Origin of the sequence: Vibrio sp. MMG023, from assembly GCF_021654215.1 — a bacterium.
Lineage (GTDB): Bacteria > Pseudomonadota > Gammaproteobacteria > Enterobacterales > Vibrionaceae > Vibrio > Vibrio jasicida.
The window spans coordinates 114074-133145 of record NZ_JAKFZP010000003.1 but is presented as its reverse complement, the minus strand read 5'-3'; the positions used below and the strand labels follow the sequence as shown (position 1 = coordinate 133145).

Below are 19072 nucleotides of genomic sequence, written 5' to 3'. Positions count from 1 at the left end.
CGTTAATCAATCTCTCGTCATTTTCGTCAAAATTGAATATTTTCAGCAATACAGCAATTAACACAATCGCAACAAGCCAATACCATTCAAACAAAATAATGAGTAAAAACAGATATTTATATCAAGCTTGGCATTTTGTCGCTTTTCTCACATCAACCTGTCGTTATTTTTATAAGAAAAATAAGTAAGGTCTCGTATAGTTAACCCATCGAGAGGCAACAGCCACTCAAAAGAATTCCAGAGGTGACATGGCAACATGTCACTCCGGCAGCAAGCGAAGGTGTCATTGACACCCGTGGTATAGTCCCCCCGGCTATACCACGATATTTTTTTTCTTCTCTTTCTTTATCCACTTAACGCTTTACTCCCCTTAATACTCAATACATCAACACTCCATTGTTCACTGTTAGTTTCCCGAACTTAATTGCACTACCTCGAGCACACTCAACCACACACAACCAGAAGATCATGTGATAAATAGTCATCGCTCGCATCTCAAAGCATGCCTCTAACAGGCCGCGTCAAATCAAGTCGATTCGATGCTTGGCGTAATAAAAAGCCCAGCATCAAAACGAGCTGGGCTTAACAATTTAATAGCAGAGCATCAAAAGCTAATGAATCTAGCTAACTTGATTCTCTTGCGTCATAGCAAACTTAGACGGAGGCAGACCGAAGTGGTGCTTAAACTTTTGACTGAAGTAGGAAGGGTCATTAAAGCCGCAATTAAATGCAACTTCACTGATTTTTTCACCCGCTAATAGCTGCTCACATGCTGTTTCTAAGCGCACCTCTGTAAGATAATCTTTGAAAGTTCTCGATGACGCGGATTTGAAACGACGCTGTAAGCTACGTTCAGACATAAACAGCAACTTCGCCGCAGAGGCGGTACCGAATTCCGCATCATGATAATTTTCTGCAACTAATTGATAAACTTTCATCAGCCACTCTTGCTCCGGTGACATTTTCTCCGATATTGGTTCTGATTGGGTAAATTCCGGTAATGATTCCTCAACATGACTCAGCTCTTGCGCACATGGCCAAGTGATTTCGATTTTATTCTGAGCATCAGAGGCGAACATTGATAAATGTCCTCCACTCACCGATACCAGTTGAGGCAGGTTGTCCATACTTAAGTCTACATTTGTAGTATTAGAAGGACGCATCGTCGACACTTTACTAGGCAGTTGAGTTCCGTAATCGATAAAGCTGAGCGAAACAATGTCATTTCCCTCCTCTAAGACCAGCTTAACTGACTGACCTCGGAATGAACGCTTTATCGCATTAGCAAAGATGCTATTGAAGATAACATCGAGATTAAAACTCTCAAGTGCGATTCGACTGGATTTATTAGCATCTTCCAACTCGACAACAATGCCAGCTTTCGAGAAATCCTCTCGCCATACGTCAACGACAGACTGCGTTATTTGGCTTAGGTTGTAATTTTGGCTGCCACCGCTGCTATCTTCTGGCGAGCTCTTTAATTCGTTAAGTTGCCAGTAGGTTTTCGAAAGATGGTCTTGGGTTGCTGAGTCCAGATCTATAGGCAACCTATTGGCAATGGAATCGACGCTTGTCTTAATCGATTGGGCAACATGGTCGACTAATAAGTTTCTTACCTGTATTTGCTTTCTCAACTGCTGATTACTGGTGAGTAATACACGACTTTGATGGCGTAATTGGTTTGTTTTCAATGTAACTTGAGCAGCGAGATCACGGTTGGCCTGTAGTACATAGCGAGAACGCCAGTAAATAATCAAAGCAAGAATGACAATAACCACCATGGTAAAACCCGTGATCGCGAGTTTAGATAAATACCACGGTTCCAAGACAGTAAATTTCGAATCAAGCCCTATCATTCCAGAGGCTAATTGTGAGTCATTACTCACTTGTAAGTGATACTCTCCTGAATTCAGGTGCTCTAGAGTCAGTTGCCCACCTTCTAAAGTTTGCCACTTCTCATTTTCGTGCAAGCGATAATACAAATTCTGATTGTCAGGTTTAGGCATGACACCAAAAAGGAAACTTAAAGAAGACCCATACGGTAGCTTCATCTCCAAAAGATCGGCGCTTCCGACTTGAACCACATCATTTTCTAACATGACTTGGCTAACAATAAGCTTGGATTCTGGCGTATTAGACACCAGAAGCTTAGAAGCATCAGCCTTGACCAACCCATATTGCGAACCAAAGATAAGTTGGCGGTCACTATCCTCAGCACGCCTGATCGTATTACATACACCAGGCAAGAACTCATTATTTATCAAGCCGGATGAAGAGGAATAATGTTTCATTAACTGACCAGACAAATGGTAATAACTCAGGCCAACAGACGATGCGAGCCAGACGCCTTCAGAGTCACTGATCATGCATGCAGGACGAGAGTTGGAAACACTCATTTCCATGACTTGCTTTGAATCACTACCTGGCATCGTTTTAAACACGCCGTATGCAGAGGCAAACCACTGAGAACCATCGATTGCTGTAATCATGTCTAAGGATTCACCGTATTTTTCTGAGAAACGGTTGAATCGGATTCGTTCTCCATCGAACTCGTACACACCGTGGTCAGTACCAATCAATAACAGTTCTTCTTTGTCGTAGAGACGGGTGATCTTAGCAGGTAGGTATTGGCTGACTAACCAATCACTACCAAAGTTCCTAACTTCTTGGCTAGAAACATCAATATTAAATAATTGATACCCACTTGAAGCCCACAGTCTTGTTGAACCATCAGCAACGATATGATCGATAGGTCGACCAGCCATAACCCTTAAATAGGGATAACTAACACGTTCTAAATCATTTAAATTGTAGATCTCTAATCCTGAAGACGTCGCCAGCCATAATCTGTCGCCTTGGAAAGCAAACTCATTGATTTGTGATGCTAAATTCATCACTTTCATGACACCTTTAGAGCTAGAACGATATAAGTTGTGGTCATCGACAAACCATAACACGCCATCTGGGCCAGTTAATGTTTGTCGAATACGGCCAGAAAGTGTTTGTGAGTCATAACTGCTGAAAGTAATACGTTCAAACTTTTTGCTGAATAGTGAGTAATAGCGAATCCCTTGATTCGTCGCGATCCACATTCCACCCATATTATCGTTCAACAAAGAGTAAATTTTGGTACTCGCTAATTCGATCTCCAAGAAACTTGCAGGCGTCACCTGAGTCACAGCACCAGTCAAAAAAGAGTACAGATATAACCCTTGTTCCGTACCAACCCAATACTCTTGGTTCGTCTCTGCAAACGTCAAAACATGGGAGGCTCCGATTCTGATCACGGGTTTGTTAGGCTCGTAAATATTGAAAATCAGCGCACCTTTCAACGTTCCGATGAGTATTTCCCTTCGAGTATGCGAATAATAGACTTTTTCTATGTAGTGCTTACCTGAGGAAACGACGTGGTTAAACGAATTGCCTTCAGAAAGGTAGACACCTGATGTCGTCGCCAAGGCCCATTTTGTTTCAACAAATATGGCATCGTTGATGTAGACATAACTATTGTTGCTGTGCTGATAAAGCTGGAGCAATGAGAAGGAATTCAGCTCGCTGGTGTCGATGTTATACGTATAGAAATGCGCACCATCACTGACCCAAATATATTGACCCGAGGAACCAATTTTACGTATTTGGGAGCCGGGATTGAGGCTAAAGACTAGCCGGCGATCTCGATTTGGGTAGGTTTGATAAACTTCATTTTCAACAAAGGTCCAAAATGACCCTTTGTGATAGGCTAATTGTTCTTCTCTCGCTGGCAGGAAACTGCCTGATTTGGGAAGCGTCGTTTGACCGTCATAGAACAATACTCTGCCGTGAACATCATGGATCCATAGCCCGCCCTGTTCACCAGGAAACAATTTTTTCGCCGCAATAAAAGTGCCCTTAACCTGATTTGGCAAAGGGTAGAAGATCGCATTCGCTTCACTTGAAGCAAACGCTTGAAATGAGAGGATAAAAAACCCAAAAAATAGGGCTAATGGGCGCAGCAAGTTGAAATCCTTACATGTATCAATACGTGCGTGCTCTTGTACACTCATGCCTTCCATAGCTAAGTGTCAATATGGTTATTTCGAGCCGCTAATTATTGATAATGATACTTCAAATCCTTTAATAGGAAAGACTCACTGCGCCAAAGGTTGCAATTCTTACTGTTGGATCACGTTAAAAACGAATTCAGTGTAAGGAGTAACAACACATTTGTTACTTTTCGCTCAAACATTGACTAAAGCTATTCGACATTTGTTTCAGAAATGCAAAGTAACTGCCTGACTGTACATCAATTTCACTGCCTAGCGGATCAAGTACGCCAGTGTTCACATCATTCCCACGCATAACACTTTCGATCACTGCAGGAGTAAACTGTGGCTCAGAAAAGACACATGCTACATCGCCCGTCCCTAGTGTTTTACGGATATGAATCAATGTTTTTGCGCCAGGCTTGCGATCAGGAGAGACAGTAAAGTGGCCCATTTGGTTTAGCCCATAACGCTCTTCAAAGTAACCATAGGCATCATGGAAAACGAAGTACCCCTTGTCTTTAACTGGCGTAAGCTCTTGCTTAATTTCTGCGTCTGTCGTTTTCAGATGTTCATCAAATTTTTTCAGGTTTGCTGCATAAGTGCTGGCATTAGCAGGATCGATTTCAGCGAGTTTATGGGCGATAGCGTTAGCGACTTGTTGAACGGTTTCAATACCAAGCCAAAAATGAGGATCATGGGTACCGTGATCGTGCCCATCATGGTCGTGAGCATGCTCGCTACCAAATTCACGCAATTTAAGGTCTGGGATTTTACTTACGGTAAGCGTGTTGTCTTTGTCTGCTACCACTTTTTCAAGGAAGGGTTCTAAATCATGCCCATACCAAATAACAAGATCAGCCGCAGCCGCTTTTTTTACATCCGAAGGACGCAAAGCATAATCATGAGGAGAGGCATTATTCTGAAGTAACACATCCGGTGTTGTTACACCTTCCGTTAGCTCAGTTGTGATCATTTGAATAGGTTTGATGCTAGTTAACACGGTCACTGCGTGTGCAGGTAAAGTTAGTATTGCTGAAGCAGCAAGAATTAGTGCTCTTTTCATAGTTTTACTTGGGATATGGCGTTGAAAGTGAGATAATGTTACATTATAACATTATCAGTTTGCAAATGAGTTTCATTCATGTCTTCATTAGTCCGTCTTGAACAGCTGTGCGTCGAATTCGATGGTCGTAGGGTTCTTGATAACATCAGCATGGAATTAGAAAAGGGTAAAATCACTACTCTTATCGGTCCCAACGGAGCGGGAAAATCCACTTTAGTTCGAGTCATTTTAGGGTTACAAAAACCGACAAGTGGCAAACTTACGAACAAACGAAAGCTGAAGATTGGATATGTTCCTCAAAAACTGAAACTCAACGACTCTCTGCCTCTCAATGTCGTTCGATTCCTTAATCTTGCTGGGAAATACAGCAAACAAGAATGCCTAGATGCTTTGAGATTAGTTGGAGCGGAACACTTACTAAATAGCAATATGCATCGCTTGTCTGGTGGTGAGAACCAGCGGGTATTGCTCGCTCGTGCTCTACTCCAGCGACCAGAACTCTTAGTACTTGATGAACCAGCTCAAGGCGTTGATATTCAAGGTCAGATTGACTTATACGATTTAATCGAAAGCATTCGTCATCGCTTCGATTGTGGTGTATTCATGGTATCGCACGACCTGCATCTGGTAATGGCGAAAACAGATGATGTCATATGTTTGCACCATCATGTTTGTTGCTCTGGCTCACCAGCGACGATTACTCAGCATCCGTCGTACATCGCTCTATTTGGTAACGCGACTCGTGAATCGCTTGCTTTTTATCATCATGATCATGAACACCATCATCACGATCTTGCTGGCTCTCCTGTAACAGGCGATGCGACATCTTGCTCACAACATAACCACGGACATCACCACCATGATTGAGTTTTTACTGCCTTCTATTCTTGCTGGCATTGGTATTGCCATTATTGCAGGACCATTAGGCTCTTTCGTCGTGTGGCGGAAAATGGCTTACTTTGGTGATACGTTAGCGCATGCTTCCCTAATGGGACTCGCCCTTGGCTTTCTGCTTAATGTAAATTTGTATCTGGCTCTTTTAGTGTGCTGTTTAGCCCTTGCGGTGTTGCTCGTAACGCTACAAAAACAGCAACTCGTTGCCACCGATACCCTACTAGGTATTTTAGCTCATAGCGCCCTTTCCATCGGCTTAGTTTCTGTGAGCTTCTTGGATAATGTTCGCATTGACTTGATGAGCTACCTATTTGGTGATTTACTCGCCGTTTCTCCACAAGACTTAATGTTCATTTACGCAGGTGTTGTGGCTGTAAGTGCATGTTTGTACTTTTTCTGGCGTCCATTGTTATCGAGCACCGTAAGTGAAGAGTTAGCTGCTGTCGAAGGCGTAAATACAGATTTAGTGCGCTTAGTATTAATGCTGATGGTCGGTATTGTTATCGCAGTAGGTATGAAGTTTGTTGGGGCACTGATTATGACTTCCCTATTGATCATCCCTGCAGCAACCGCACGTAAAGTCTCTTCATCGCCGGAACAAATGGCCTTTTTCGCCTCAATCATTGGCTCTGTTGCTGTATTAATGGGACTCAGTCTGTCTTGGCATTTCGATACACCCGCAGGTCCTTCTGTTGTGATTAGCGCGACATCCCTATTTATGCTTAGCCAACTGATTAGGCGCAAAGCGTAAGACAAAAAGAAAAGCCTGCGAAATCGCAGGCTTTTTAATGCTTTTGTATTGGTTTGGCTTCTTACCAACCAGTCACTTCACGTAGACCTTTGCCAATCTCTGCTAGAGATTTAACAGTCTTTACGCCTGCCGCTTCTAGAGCTGCGAATTTGTCTTCAGCAGTACCTTTACCACCAGAGATGATCGCACCTGCGTGCCCCATACGTTTACCAGGAGGAGCAGTAACACCTGCAATATAAGAAACCACTGGCTTAGTTACGTTCTCTTTGATGAACGCCGCAGCTTCTTCTTCCGCAGTACCACCGATTTCACCAATCATTACGATTGCTTCAGTTTCCGGGTCTTCTTGGAACAGTTTTAGGATATCAATAAAGTTTGAACCTGGGATTGGGTCACCACCGATACCAACACATGTAGACTGACCGAAGCCTTCATCTGTTGTTTGTTTAACTGCTTCATAAGTAAGAGTACCGCTGCGAGACACGATACCTACTTTACCTTTCTTGTGGATGTGACCAGGCATGATACCAATCTTACACTCGTCTGGAGTGATAAGACCTGGACAGTTAGGACCGATCATGCGAACGCCAGTTTCTTCTAGCTTCACTTTAACGTCGATCATATCTGTTGTTGGGATACCTTCAGTGATCGTTACGATCAGCTCGATACCTGCGTCAATCGCTTCTAGGATTGCATCTTTACAGAAAGGTGCTGGTACGTAGATAACGGTTGCTGTCGCGCCAGTTACTTCTACAGCTTCACGTACTGTGTTGAATACTGGAAGACCAAGGTGAGTTTGACCACCTTTACCAGGAGATACACCACCAACCATTTGCGTACCGTATGCGATAGCTTGCTCTGAGTGGAATGTACCTTGACCGCCAGTGAAACCCTGACAGATTACTTTAGTGTCTTTGTTAATTAATACAGACATTATTTAGCCTCCGCAGCAGCAACAACTTTCTGAGCAGCATCTGTTAGAGATTCAGCTGCAATGATATCAACGTCAGAATTCGCAAGTACTTCGCGACCTAGGTCTGCGTTTGTACCTTCTAGACGAACAACTACAGGAACTGTTACGCCTACTTCTTTAACCGCACCGATAATACCTTCAGCGATCATGTCACAACGAACGATACCACCGAAGATGTTTACTAGTACTGCACTAACATTGTCATCAGAAAGGATGATCTTGAATGCTTCAGCTACACGCTCTTTTGTCGCGCCGCCACCTACATCAAGGAAGTTTGCTGGCTTGCCGCCATGTAGGTTTACGATATCCATCGTACCCATTGCAAGGCCTGCACCGTTAACCATACAGCCAACGTTGCCATCAAGAGCTACGTAGTTCAGTTCCCACTGAGCTGCGTGTGCTTCACGCTCGTCTTCTTGTGAAGGATCGTGCATTTCACGAAGCTTTGGCTGACGGTACATTGCGTTTGAGTCAATGTTAATTTTGCCGTCAAGGCAAAGAAGGTTACCTTCACCTGTAATGACAAGCGGGTTGATTTCTAGTAGCGCTAGGTCGTACTGGGAGAACATCGCGCCAAGACCCATAAAGATCTTAACGAATTGTTTGATTTGATCGCCTTCAAGGCCAAGTTTGAACGCTAGCTCGCGACCTTGGTAAGCTTGAGGACCTACAAGTGGATCGATTGCCGCTTTATGGATTAGCTCCGGCGTTTCTTCCGCAACTTTTTCGATTTCTACACCACCTTCAGTCGAAGCCATGAAAACGATCTTACGAGTTGCGCGGTCTACAACCGCACCAAGGTAAAGTTCGTTCGCAATGTTAGATGCTTCTTCTACAAGGATTTTAGTAACAGGCTGACCATTTGCGTCTGTTTGGTAAGTAACCAAGTTCTTACCTAGCCATTTTTGTGCGAATTCTTTTACGCCGTCTTTTGTATCGTGTAGTTCTACGCCGCCCGCTTTACCGCGACCACCAGCGTGAACCTGACATTTAACGACTTTCTTTTCAGTAGTGATGCGACCCGCCGCTTCGAAAGCTTCTTGTGGCGTATCACATGCGTAGCCTTCTGGTACAGGCAAACCGAATTCTGCAAACAGCTGTTTGGCTTGGTATTCGTGCAAATTCATTTTGATATTCCGTTTGTTTATCCCTTAGGGGATTTATTATTTCCATAACGCCGCTTCATGCGGTACGTCTGTAGGGTCTTCTCAAATCAACTGCTTATAATTTTATATCGGGAGCAGTTCAAATGAAGGCCAGACGCTGAGCCAGTCTAGCCTTGGATGCTGTAGACGTCGAGCCATCAAGGATAACTCGACGTTTTAGCGATATTAAACGTCTAATAACAGACGCGCTGGATCTTCTAGTAGCTCTTTAATTGTTACCAAGAAGCCCACTGACTCACGGCCATCAATCAAACGGTGGTCGTAAGATAGTGCTAGGTACATCATCGGCAAGATTTCTACTTTGCCATCAACCGCCATTGGACGCTCTTGGATTTTGTGCATACCCAAGATTGCCGATTGTGGTGGGTTAATGATTGGCGTAGACATCAATGAACCAAATACACCGCCATTGGTGATAGTGAAGTTACCGCCCATCAATTCATCAACGGTTAGTTTGCCGTCACGGCCTTTGATTGCTAACTCTTTGATGCCTTTTTCGATGTCAGCGAAACCTAGTGTGTCACAGTCTTTTAGAACTGGCGTCACTAGACCACGTGGCGTAGAAACTGCCATGCTGATGTCGAAGTAGCTGTGGTAAACGATATCATCACCATCGATAGATGCGTTCACTTCTGGGTAACGTTTTAGTGCTTCTGTTACTGCTTTCACGTAGAAAGACATGAAACCAAGACGAGTACCGTGGCGTTCTTCGAACTGGTCTTTGTATTGCTTACGAAGGTCCATGATTGGCTTCATGTTCACTTCGTTAAACGTGGTTAGCATTGCCGTGTTGTTCTTCGCTTCTAGAAGACGGTTTGCGACTGTCTTACGCAGACGCGTCATTGGAACACGTTTTTGGCTGCGAGCCGCTGCAGGCGCTTCAACGGCTGCCGGAGCTTCCGCTTTTGGTGCCGCTTTTGCATTTGCAAGGTGCGCTTCAATGTCTTCTCGAGTAATACGACCGCCAACACCAGAGCCTTTCACTTGGCTAGCTTCAAGACCGTGTTCAGCAAGAAGACGACGAACCGCTGGGCTCAGCGCATCGTTGCTCTCTTCTGTCAGCGTTGCTTTGTGACGCTTATCAGGAGACGCTTCTTTGTCTTCTGTTGAGTCTGTTGTCGGCTCACCCGCTACCGCGCCTGGCTTAAGCTTTGCAAGCAGTTGTTTAGAAAGTACCGTCGCACCTTCTACTTCAATAATGGCTTCTAAAACGCCAGCTTCCGGAGCTGGAACTTCAAGCACCACTTTATCGGTTTCGATATCAACCAGAACTTCATCACGCTCTACCGCGTCGCCTGGTTGTTTGTGCCATGTCGCTACGGTTGCGTCAGCAACTGATTCAGGTAAATCTGGAACCAGAATTTCAATTGTCATATCTGTTTCTTCCTTTAACTTCTAGTTCTTAATTCGAAGTTTTTGAGTTCACGTTCAGAGCGTCTTCAACCAACGCTTTTTGTTGTTTCAAGTGCACCGACATGTAGCCTACTGCTGGCGAAGCAGAAGCTGGGCGACCTGCGTATTTAAGATCTGCACCTGCTGGAATTGCAGCACGGAAGTTGTGTTGACTGCAGTACCAAGCACCTTGGTTTTGAGGCTCTTCCTGACACCAAACAAAATCTTCAACATTCGTGTATTGTTCGATGGCAGCTTGTACTTCATCCAGAGGGAATGGGTACAGTTGCTCAACACGTACAATAGCAACATCATCTTGTTCGTTGTTGCGACGTTGTTCTAGAAGGTCGAAGTAAACCTTTCCTGAACAGAACACAACACGTTTCACTTTGCTCGGTTCCAGATTATCAATCTCAGGAATCGCTGGTTGGAATGTGCCATCAGACAATTCTTCCAACGTTGAAGTACAAAGTGGATGACGCAGTAGCGACTTAGGTGACATAACAATCAGTGGGCGACGCATAGGGCGTACCACTTGGCGACGAATCATGTGATAAACCTGTGCTGGCGTAGATGGCACTACAACCTGCATATTCTGTTCAGCACATAATTGTAGATAACGCTCAAGACGCGCAGATGAGTGCTCAGGACCTTGACCTTCGTAACCGTGAGGTAGCAACATCGTTAGACCACATAGGCGTGCCCATTTTTGTTCACCTGATGAGATGAACTGGTCAATCACGACTTGTGCGCCGTTTGCAAAGTCACCGAATTGAGCTTCCCAAATAGTCAAACCACTTGGTTCTGCTGTTGCATAACCGTACTCAAACGCCAATACCGCTTCTTCTGACAACACAGAGTCAAACACTTGGAATGGACCTTGTTTGTCATGAATATTTGCTAGCGGAATGTATGTACTTGCATCATTTTGGTTATGCAAAACAGAGTGACGGTGGAAGAACGTACCACGGCCAGAATCCTGACCCGAGATACGAATACGCTTGCCGTCATCAACGATCGTAGCGTATGCCAGTGTCTCAGCCATGCCCCAGTCAATTGCTTTTTCACCACTGATCATTGCAGAACGATCGTTATAAAGCTTGTTTACGCGGCTTTGCAGTTTATGACTATCTGGGTATTGAATTAGGCGCTGACCAAGCTCTTTAAGGCGAGTCTCATCAAATTTGTTGTCCCAATCCACATCCCAGTCGTGACCAAGGTATGGAGACCAGTCAACCGAATGCAACGCCATTGGACGCCATTCTTTCACCACAACTTCGCCTTTATCTAGCGCGTCGCGGTATTCATTGACCAATTGCGTCGCGACTTCAATGTCTGATTCGTTTTTATCGATCAGTACATCTGCATAAAGCTTACGAGGCGTTGGGTGCTTCTTGATTTTTTGGTACATCAATGGCTGAGTTGCGTTTGGCTCATCGGCTTCGTTGTGACCATGACGACGGTAACAAACCAAGTCAATGACAACATCACGTTTGAACTCATTACGGTAATCCAGTGCTATACGGGTAACGAATGCTACCGCTTCTGGATCATCAGCATTAACGTGGAAAATCGGAGCCTGTACCATCTTAGCGATATCTGTACAGTACATGGTAGAGCGTGTATCGCGAGGGTTTGATGTTGTAAAACCAACTTGGTTGTTTACAACAATACGCACCGTACCACCAACACAGAAGCCACGAGCAAGAGACATGTTGAACGTCTCGGCAACCACACCCTGTCCTGCGATCGCAGAGTCGCCATGAATAGTAATAGGAAGTACGCGACTGCCCTCAAAATCACCTAAGCGATCTTGACGAGCTCGTACAGAGCCAATAACTACTGGATTTACAATCTCAAGGTGAGATGGGTTAAAGGCTAACGCAAGGTGAACATCACCACCTGGCGTCGCAAAGTCAGCAGAGAAACCTTGGTGGTACTTAACATCGCCAGTACCCCATGTATCATCGTGCTTGCCCGCAAACTCATCGAACAAATCTTGTGGCTTCTTACCTAGAACGTTAACCAACATATTTAAACGTCCGCGGTGAGCCATACCGATCACAACTTCACGCATACCGCTTGTACCAGCATGTCGAATCAGTTCTTTCGTCATCGGAATCAGTGCATCGCCACCTTCTAGCGAGAAGCGTTTCGCCCCTGGGAATTTTGCGCCCAAGTAACGCTCTAGACCTTCAGCAGCCGTAAGCTCCTCAAGAAATGTACGCTTTTCGTCTTTATCGAAAGATGGCTGACCAACGACAGACTCTAAACGCTGTTGAATCCAACGTTTTTGTTCTGTGTCTGTCATGTGCATGTATTCTGCACCAATCGAACCACAGTAGGTTTTCTTAAGTGCTGAGTAGATATCTTTTAACTGCATGGTTTCTTGGCCGACGGCGAAAGAACCTACGTTAAAAGTTTCTGCGAAGTCATCTTCGGTGAGATTGTGGAATGCAGGGTCTAGCTCCGCCACAGGTGGACGTTGCCATAGACCTAGAGGATCGAGCTCTGCAGCTTCATGACCGCGGAAACGGTATGCGTTGATAAGCTGGAGAACTTTTACTTGCTTAGCGTCGACATCTGGATCACTAACTTGGACACTGTAATGCTTTGTTTCTTGAGCGAGTCGTCGGAAGTAGTCGCGGACACGCGAGTGTGGCTGATCAGCCACTTCTTCTGAGTTCTTTGGCAACTCATCGAATACACGTTTCCACTCCTCACTTACCAGATCGGGGTCACTTAGATACAGTTCGTAGAGGTCTTCTACATACGTTGCATTGGCGCCAGCCAAGTGTGAAGACTCGAGCCATGCCTTCATCACGCCGTTGTGCATATTTTCCCTTAACCAGTAGTTTTCACGTTTGCTGCGGTCTGCGCCGAGCTATTAAGAGCCGACCCATTTAGGTCGGCAATTTTTTGTTGTTAATTAAATCGAACGATTGACCAACATCGACTTGATATGACCGATGGCTTTCGTTGGATTTAGCCCCTTAGGACAAACACTTACACAATTCATGATGCCATGGCAACGAAAAACGCTAAATGCATCATCAAGATCGGACAAACGTTCATCAGTCGCTGTATCTCGGCTATCAATTAACCAACGATAGGCCGCTAAAAGACCAGCAGGGCCGATAAATTTATCAGGGTTCCACCAGAAAGACGGACAAGATGTCGTACAACATGCACACATAATGCATTCGTACAAGCCATCTAGATGCGCACGCTCATCAGGCGATTGTAAGTTTTCACGAGACGGTGGAAGAGCACCATCGTCAATCAAGAAAGGCTTAACTTTCGCATAGTTATCGTAGAACTGAGTCATGTCAACGATAAGATCACGTACAACAGGCAGACCAGGTAATGGTCGAATGACGAGCTTATCGCCTTTCAAAGCAGATAAAGGTGTAATACACGCTAATCCGTTTTTACCATTCATGTTAAGGCCATCAGAACCACACACACCTTCACGACATGAACGACGGAATGCAATGCTAGGGTCTTGCTCCTTCAAAAGGATCAAGGCATCCAGAAGCATCATGTCTGATCCTTCTTCAACCTCAAGCGTGTAGTCTTTCATGTACGGCTTTTGGTCGACATCCGGGTTGTAGCGGTACAAAGAGAAATTCAGTTTCATAATATTACCCTCCTTTCCTTAGTACGTACGTGCTTTTGGCGGAAATGCTTCACGATGGATTGGCTCCATGTTTACACCACGTTTAGCCATTGCTTCCGTTTCCGGGTTGTAGATTGAGTGGCATAGCCACTGCTCATCATCACGGTCTGGGAAGTCAAAGCGAGCATGTGCACCACGGCTTTCTGTGCGGTAGTTTGCTGCTACAGCTGTTGCGTATGCTGTTTCCATCAAGTTCTCTAGTTCTAGACACTCAATACGTTGAGTGTTGAACTCTGTCGATTTGTCAGCAAGGTGTGCGTTCTTCAGACGCTCACGGATAACTTTAAGCTCTTCAAGACCTTTAGCCATTGCATCACCTTCACGGAATACCGAGAAGTTGTTTTGCATACATTGTTGTAGGTCTTTACGAATTTGCGCTGGATCTTCACCGTCAGTGCTATTTTCCCAACGGTTGTAACGCTCTAGTGAACGTTCAATGTCTGCTTCAGTTGCAGGTTTCGCATCAGCTTGTTTAAGCAGAGTTTCACCTAAGTGCAGACCTGTTGCACGACCAAATACCACCAAGTCTAGTAGTGAGTTACCGCCAAGACGGTTAGCACCGTGTACTGATACTGATGCAATTTCACCACAAGCGAATAGGCCTTGAACTTCAACATCCGCGCCGCTTTCATCTTGCTTAATCGCTTGGCCTGATACCTGAGTAGGAATACCACCCATCATATAGTGACACGTAGGAATTACTGGGATTGGCTCTTTGACCGGATCAACGTGCGCAAATGTACGAGACAACTCACAAACGCCCGGTAAACGAGACTCCAGTGTATCTTTACCTAGGTGATCAAGTTTCAATTTAATATGTGGACCCCAAGGGCCATCACAGCCACGACCTTCACGGATTTCAATCATCATTGAACGTGCAACCACGTCACGACCGGCAAGGTCTTTCGCGTTTGGTGCGTAACGCTCCATGAAGCGTTCGCCGTCCTTGTTTAGAAGGTAACCACCCTCACCACGACAACCTTCGGTTACAAGAACACCTGCGCCAGCGATACCCGTTGGGTGGAACTGCCACATTTCCATGTCTTGCATTGGGACACCAGCACGAAGTGCCATACCAACACCATCACCAGTATTGATGTGCGCGTTAGTCGTTGATGCGTAAATACGACCTGCACCACCCGTTGCTAAGATGGTTGCTTTCGATTTGAAGTAGCACACTTCACCCGTTTCCATGCATAGCGCCGTACAGCCTAGAACAACACCATCTTCATTTTTAACGATATCAAGAGCATACCACTCAGAGAATACCGTTGTTTTGTGCTTGATGTTTTGTTGGTATAGCGTGTGCAGGAGTGCGTGACCAGTACGGTCAGCCGCTGCCGCTGTACGCGCAGCTTGCTCGCCACCAAAGTTCTTTGACTGGCCACCAAACGGGCGTTGATAAATAGTGCCGTTATCAAAACGAGAGAAAGGAAGACCCATTTTCTCTAGCTCGATAACAGATTCAGGGCCGTTCTTACACATGTATTCGATTGCGTCTTGGTCACCGATATAGTCAGAACCTTTAACCGTATCGTACATGTGCTGTTCCCAATGATCTTCGTGCGCATTACCTAGCGCAACCGTAATACCACCTTGAGCAGAAACAGTGTGTGAACGTGTTGGGAAAACTTTAGATAGCAACGCACATGACAGGCCTTGCTCCGAAATTTGTAGTGCAGCGCGCATACCCGCACCACCAGCGCCGATTACTACGGCATCAAACTCACGAACTGGAATAGACACTTACGCACCCCACAGAATAAATAGACCAGAGAAGACATAGCCGAATAAAACGGCAATAACACCAAGTTGCAATGCACCACGAAGTATCGCGGGCTTAATGTAATCCGTTAACACCTGCCACAAACCAACCCACGCGTGAATTAGGATTGAGACTAAGGCCAACATGGTGAAAACTTTGGTGAACGTACCACCAAAGAATTGGGTCCAAGATGCGTAAGAGATATCTGAGAAAGCGCAGAAGCTAATCAGATAAATCGTGTATAGCGTCATAATGATTGCTGATGCACGAATCAATAAGAAATCGTGGACACCATTACGACCAAATGAAGAGACGTGTTTTACCATACCAAGATCCCCGCCAATAGTGATAATACTGCAGTAGCACCAAATGCGACTTTAGCGCTCATCGCGCCTGAATCGAGTTCTTCGAAATGGCCTAGGTCCATCAACAGGTGACGGACACCACCAGCGATATGGTAGGCAAGTGCAGTTAGAATTCCCCACAGAATGAATTTCACGAAGAAGCTATCGACGATATCAGCGGCTTCCATAAAACCCATCGGGGATGACAGAGAAATGGACAGTAACCAAAGCAATATGCCCACCGCAACAAACGTAATCACACCCGACACACGATGTAGGATGGACGCGATTGCTGTGATGGGAAAGCGGATGGTCTGTAAATCTAAATTAACAGGTCTTGACTTTCTTTCTTTCACGGGCTTGCTCACTCAGCTCCATTGAGCATTTATTGTTATAACCAATTTCAGCTTCCAAACGTACAAAAGTTAACATTTGATTAACAAATACTCGCAATATGTCCGGAGATAATTGTAAACACTTTGTTAACAAACGGAGTCAGTAAACAAACCTCACTTTTGTTTCCAGCCCCGAATTTATAAGGATTTAACTAAAATTTTCTGTGCCAATATACGGCCAGCAACATTCTAATACAATTGATGTAACAAATTATGCTACATAGAACAGATTTTTAACGATTTTCATGAGAAAAATCATAACAAGTGCACACAAAAATGGAGAAAAATTGACTTTAAGCTTTAACAACAGTACAAAAATGGCACATAAACATCCTGGACGGATTAAATAATAAACAAAGGAGATTGTTATGGCGGATAAGAAAGCTACCCTTCACGTTGAAGGTCATGCGCCGATCGAACTGCCAATTATGGACGGTACGCTAGGTACACCTGTGATTGATGTTCGTAAACTGGGAGCCAATGGTTACTTTACTTTTGACCCAGGTTTTCTTGCCACTGCATCTTGTGAATCATCAATCACGTACATCGACGGCGGCAAAGGTATTCTTTTGCACCGCGGCTACCCGATTGATCAATTAGCCAATAACGCAGATTACTTGGAAGTATGTTACATCCTGCTTTATGGTGAAGCCCCTACCCGTGAGCAATACGAGCAATTCAAAACAACGGTTACTCGCCATACGATGGTGCATGAACAAATCGCAAGCTTCTTCCATGGCTTCCGACGTGATGCACACCCAATGGCAGTAATGTGTGGTGTGGTTGGTGCACTAGCGGCCTTCTACCACGATTCACTCGATATCAACAACGACGAGCACCGTGAGATCGCGGCGTACCGTCTACTGTCTAAAATGCCAACATTGGCGGCGATGTGTTACAAGTACTCTATCGGTCAGCCATTTATCTATCCTCGTAACGACTTAAGCTACGCAGAAAACTTCCTACACATGATGTACGCAAACCCATGTGAAGAATACGAAGTAAACCCTGTTGTTGCTCGTGCGATGGATAAGATCTTCACGCTTCACGCAGATCACGAACAAAACGCATCGACATCAACGGTTCGTTTGTCCGGTTCTTCTGGTGCGAACCCGTTCGCATGTATTGCCGCAGGTATTGCTTCTCTATGGGGTCCTGCGCACGGTGGTGCAAACGAAGCGTGTCTGAAGATGCTTGAAGAAATCGGAAGCGTAGATAACATCCCTGAATACGTAGAGCGTGCAAAAGACAAAGATGATCCATTCCGTCTAATGGGCTTCGGTCACCGCGTTTACAAAAACTACGATCCACGTGCAACGGTAATGCGTGAAACATGTCACGAAGTACTAAAAGAGCTAAACATCAAGGATCCACTGCTAGACGTTGCAATGGAACTTGAACGTATTGCTCTTTCTGACGAATACTTCGTGTCTAAGAAGCTATACCCGAACGTAGACTTCTACTCAGGCATCATCCTAAAAGCAATCGGTATTCCTGTATCGATGTTTACGGTTATCTTCGCGATTTCTCGTACTATCGGTTGGATTGCTCACTGGAACGAAATGCACAGCGACCCACTAAACCGTATCGGTCGTCCTCGTCAGCTATACACTGGTGAAACTCAACGTGAGTTCTCTCCACTGCACGAGCGTGAGTAGGCGTTAGAATCGAGAATCGAGAATCGAGAATCGAGAATCGAGAATCGAGAATCGAATAAATATGAGGGTTGACGTGAAAGCGTCAACCCTTTCTTTTTTGAAGAGACGCGAACGAGCTACGCCCCATAGAACGCTTCGCTTCGGAATGCGAGAGATAATTTCTTAACACTTTCGCATCTCACAGGGCGAAGCCTGTCCCTTTTATACTGGGTTATCAATATCGATAAACGTGACGTCTAACCCGTGCTCTTGCGCTAACCATTCACCCAACGCTTTAATGCCGTAACGTTCGGTTGCGTGGTGACCTGCAGAGAAGTAATGAATATCCAATTCACGAGCGGTGTAAGTCGTACGTTCTGAGATCTCGCCCGAAATAAATGCATCTAATCCATGTTGAGCAGCAAGCTCAATGAAGTCTTGACCACCACCGGTACACCAACCTACCGTCTCAATCATTTTTTCTGCATTGTCAGGCGCGATATGCAAAGGTTCACGGTTTAATACGTGATTGATTTTGTTCGTGAAATCAGTGCCAGTCATTGCTTGTTTTAAGCGGCCAAACAGAGCGACAGATTGAGGGTGTCCTTCTAAGCCACCTTCCACTTCAATGTCTAGCAAGCGTGCCAACTCTGCGTTGTTACCCAACTCAGGATGAATATCTAGCGGTAAATGGTAGCCGTAAAGGTTGATGTCACTTTTGATCAAACTGCGGATACGCTTTCCTTTCATACCACGAATTGGCTCTGGTTCACCTTTCCAAAAGTATCCGTGGTGAACAAGCAGTGCATCAGCCTCTAACTCGATGGCTTTATCGATCAATGCTTGTGAGGCCGTTACGCCTGTCACGATGCGTTTGATTTCTGATTTACCTTCAACTTGCATTCCATTCGGTGCGTAGTCTTTAATAAGTTGCGGCGATAATTTCTCGTTAAGGATCTTTTCCAGCTGTAAATTATTCATTGTTACT

The 19072-nt window shown here is 45.0% G+C and carries 14 protein-coding genes; 3 read left to right on the top strand and 11 right to left on the bottom strand.

Annotated features, from left to right (window positions below; genetic code table 11):
* Positions 1-620: 620 nt before the first annotated feature.
* Both L1076_RS10325 and znuA read right to left on the bottom strand, forming a co-directional pair.
* A complete protein-coding gene (locus L1076_RS10325; RefSeq protein ID WP_237303768.1) occupies positions 621-3995 on the bottom strand; it encodes an AraC family transcriptional regulator in 3375 nt (1124 codons plus the stop codon).
* Between the two features lie 211 nt (positions 3996-4206).
* Positions 4207-5088 (bottom strand): zinc ABC transporter substrate-binding protein ZnuA, encoded by an 882-nt coding sequence (gene znuA / locus L1076_RS10320; protein WP_039975575.1) that lies wholly within the window; start codon positions 5086-5088, stop codon positions 4207-4209.
* 78 nt (positions 5089-5166) lie between these two features.
* Between znuA and znuC the strand changes: the two genes are divergently transcribed.
* Positions 5167-5955, top strand: a complete 789-nt coding sequence (gene znuC / locus L1076_RS10315; protein WP_038865671.1) for a zinc ABC transporter ATP-binding protein ZnuC — start codon at positions 5167-5169, stop codon at positions 5953-5955.
* Complete coding sequence (znuB, locus tag L1076_RS10310) at positions 5948-6733, top strand: zinc ABC transporter permease subunit ZnuB (RefSeq protein WP_038879265.1); 786 nt, start codon at positions 5948-5950, stop codon at positions 6731-6733. The genes znuC and znuB overlap by 8 nt, the downstream gene beginning before the upstream one ends.
* 61 nt (positions 6734-6794) lie before the next feature.
* Here the strand turns inward: znuB and sucD are convergent, their stop codons facing one another.
* The 8 genes from sucD to sdhC all read right to left on the bottom strand — a co-directional run bounded on the left by sucD (position 6795) and on the right by sdhC (position 16420).
* Entirely contained in the window at positions 6795-7667 is an 873-nt protein-coding gene (sucD, locus tag L1076_RS10305; protein ID WP_038877586.1) for a succinate--CoA ligase subunit alpha, read from the bottom strand.
* Entirely contained in the window at positions 7667-8833 is a 1167-nt protein-coding gene (sucC, locus tag L1076_RS10300) for an ADP-forming succinate--CoA ligase subunit beta (RefSeq protein ID WP_038877583.1), read from the bottom strand. Before sucC ends, sucD begins: the two co-directional genes overlap by 1 nt.
* Positions 8834-9037: 204 nt before the next feature.
* Positions 9038-10246, bottom strand: coding sequence for a 2-oxoglutarate dehydrogenase complex dihydrolipoyllysine-residue succinyltransferase (gene odhB, locus L1076_RS10295; RefSeq protein ID WP_237303572.1), 1209 nt, complete (start codon positions 10244-10246; stop codon positions 9038-9040).
* 28 nt (positions 10247-10274) lie between these two features.
* Complete coding sequence (gene sucA / locus L1076_RS10290; RefSeq protein WP_038877581.1) at positions 10275-13100, bottom strand: 2-oxoglutarate dehydrogenase E1 component; 2826 nt, start codon at positions 13098-13100, stop codon at positions 10275-10277.
* A 93-nt stretch (positions 13101-13193) separates the two neighbouring features.
* Positions 13194-13904 (bottom strand): succinate dehydrogenase iron-sulfur subunit, encoded by a 711-nt coding sequence (locus L1076_RS10285; RefSeq protein ID WP_038865681.1) that lies wholly within the window; start codon positions 13902-13904, stop codon positions 13194-13196.
* Between the two features lie 18 nt (positions 13905-13922).
* Complete coding sequence (gene sdhA / locus L1076_RS10280) at positions 13923-15689, bottom strand: succinate dehydrogenase flavoprotein subunit (RefSeq protein ID WP_038865683.1); 1767 nt, start codon at positions 15687-15689, stop codon at positions 13923-13925.
* Positions 15690-16034 carry a succinate dehydrogenase, hydrophobic membrane anchor protein gene (sdhD, locus tag L1076_RS10275; RefSeq protein ID WP_038865684.1) on the bottom strand — a complete coding sequence of 115 codons (345 nt, stop codon included), beginning with the start codon at positions 16032-16034 and terminating at the stop codon, positions 15690-15692. It abuts the gene before it with no gap.
* Complete coding sequence (gene sdhC / locus L1076_RS10270; RefSeq protein WP_005446421.1) at positions 16028-16420, bottom strand: succinate dehydrogenase cytochrome b556 subunit; 393 nt, start codon at positions 16418-16420, stop codon at positions 16028-16030. The genes sdhD and sdhC overlap by 7 nt, the downstream gene beginning before the upstream one ends.
* A gap of 395 nt (positions 16421-16815) precedes the next feature.
* On the opposite strand from sdhC, the gene L1076_RS10265 reads away from it, so the two are divergent.
* Positions 16816-18105, top strand: a complete 1290-nt coding sequence (locus L1076_RS10265; protein ID WP_038865686.1) for a citrate synthase — start codon at positions 16816-16818, stop codon at positions 18103-18105.
* A 201-nt stretch (positions 18106-18306) separates the two neighbouring features.
* Here L1076_RS10265 and L1076_RS10260 read toward each other — a convergent pair whose 3' ends face one another.
* Entirely contained in the window at positions 18307-19065 is a 759-nt protein-coding gene (locus L1076_RS10260) for a Nif3-like dinuclear metal center hexameric protein (protein WP_038877579.1), read from the bottom strand.
* Between the last annotated feature and the right edge of the window lie 7 nt (positions 19066-19072).

What these genes read in the sequence shown, in the direction of transcription:
- znuA (WP_039975575.1), bottom strand. Translation starts at nt 5,088, where the DNA reads ATGAAAAGAGCACTAATTCTTGCTGCTTCAGCAATACTAACTTTACCT.
- znuC (WP_038865671.1), top strand. Translation starts at nt 5,167, where the DNA reads ATGTCTTCATTAGTCCGTCTTGAACAGCTGTGCGTCGAATTCGATGGT.
- znuB (WP_038879265.1), top strand. Translation starts at nt 5,948, where the DNA reads ATGATTGAGTTTTTACTGCCTTCTATTCTTGCTGGCATTGGTATTGCC.
- sucD (WP_038877586.1), bottom strand. Translation starts at nt 7,667, where the DNA reads ATGTCTGTATTAATTAACAAAGACACTAAAGTAATCTGTCAGGGTTTC.
- sucC (WP_038877583.1), bottom strand. Translation starts at nt 8,833, where the DNA reads ATGAATTTGCACGAATACCAAGCCAAACAGCTGTTTGCAGAATTCGGT.
- odhB (WP_237303572.1), bottom strand. Translation starts at nt 10,246, where the DNA reads ATGACAATTGAAATTCTGGTTCCAGATTTACCTGAATCAGTTGCTGAC.
- sucA (WP_038877581.1), bottom strand. Translation starts at nt 13,100, where the DNA reads ATGCACAACGGCGTGATGAAGGCATGGCTCGAGTCTTCACACTTGGCT.
- L1076_RS10285 (WP_038865681.1), bottom strand. Translation starts at nt 13,904, where the DNA reads ATGAAACTGAATTTCTCTTTGTACCGCTACAACCCGGATGTCGACCAA.
- sdhD (WP_038865684.1), bottom strand. Translation starts at nt 16,034, where the DNA reads ATGGTAAAACACGTCTCTTCATTTGGTCGTAATGGTGTCCACGATTTC.
- L1076_RS10265 (WP_038865686.1), top strand. Translation starts at nt 16,816, where the DNA reads ATGGCGGATAAGAAAGCTACCCTTCACGTTGAAGGTCATGCGCCGATC.
- L1076_RS10260 (WP_038877579.1), bottom strand. Translation starts at nt 19,065, where the DNA reads ATGAATAATTTACAGCTGGAAAAGATCCTTAACGAGAAATTATCGCCG.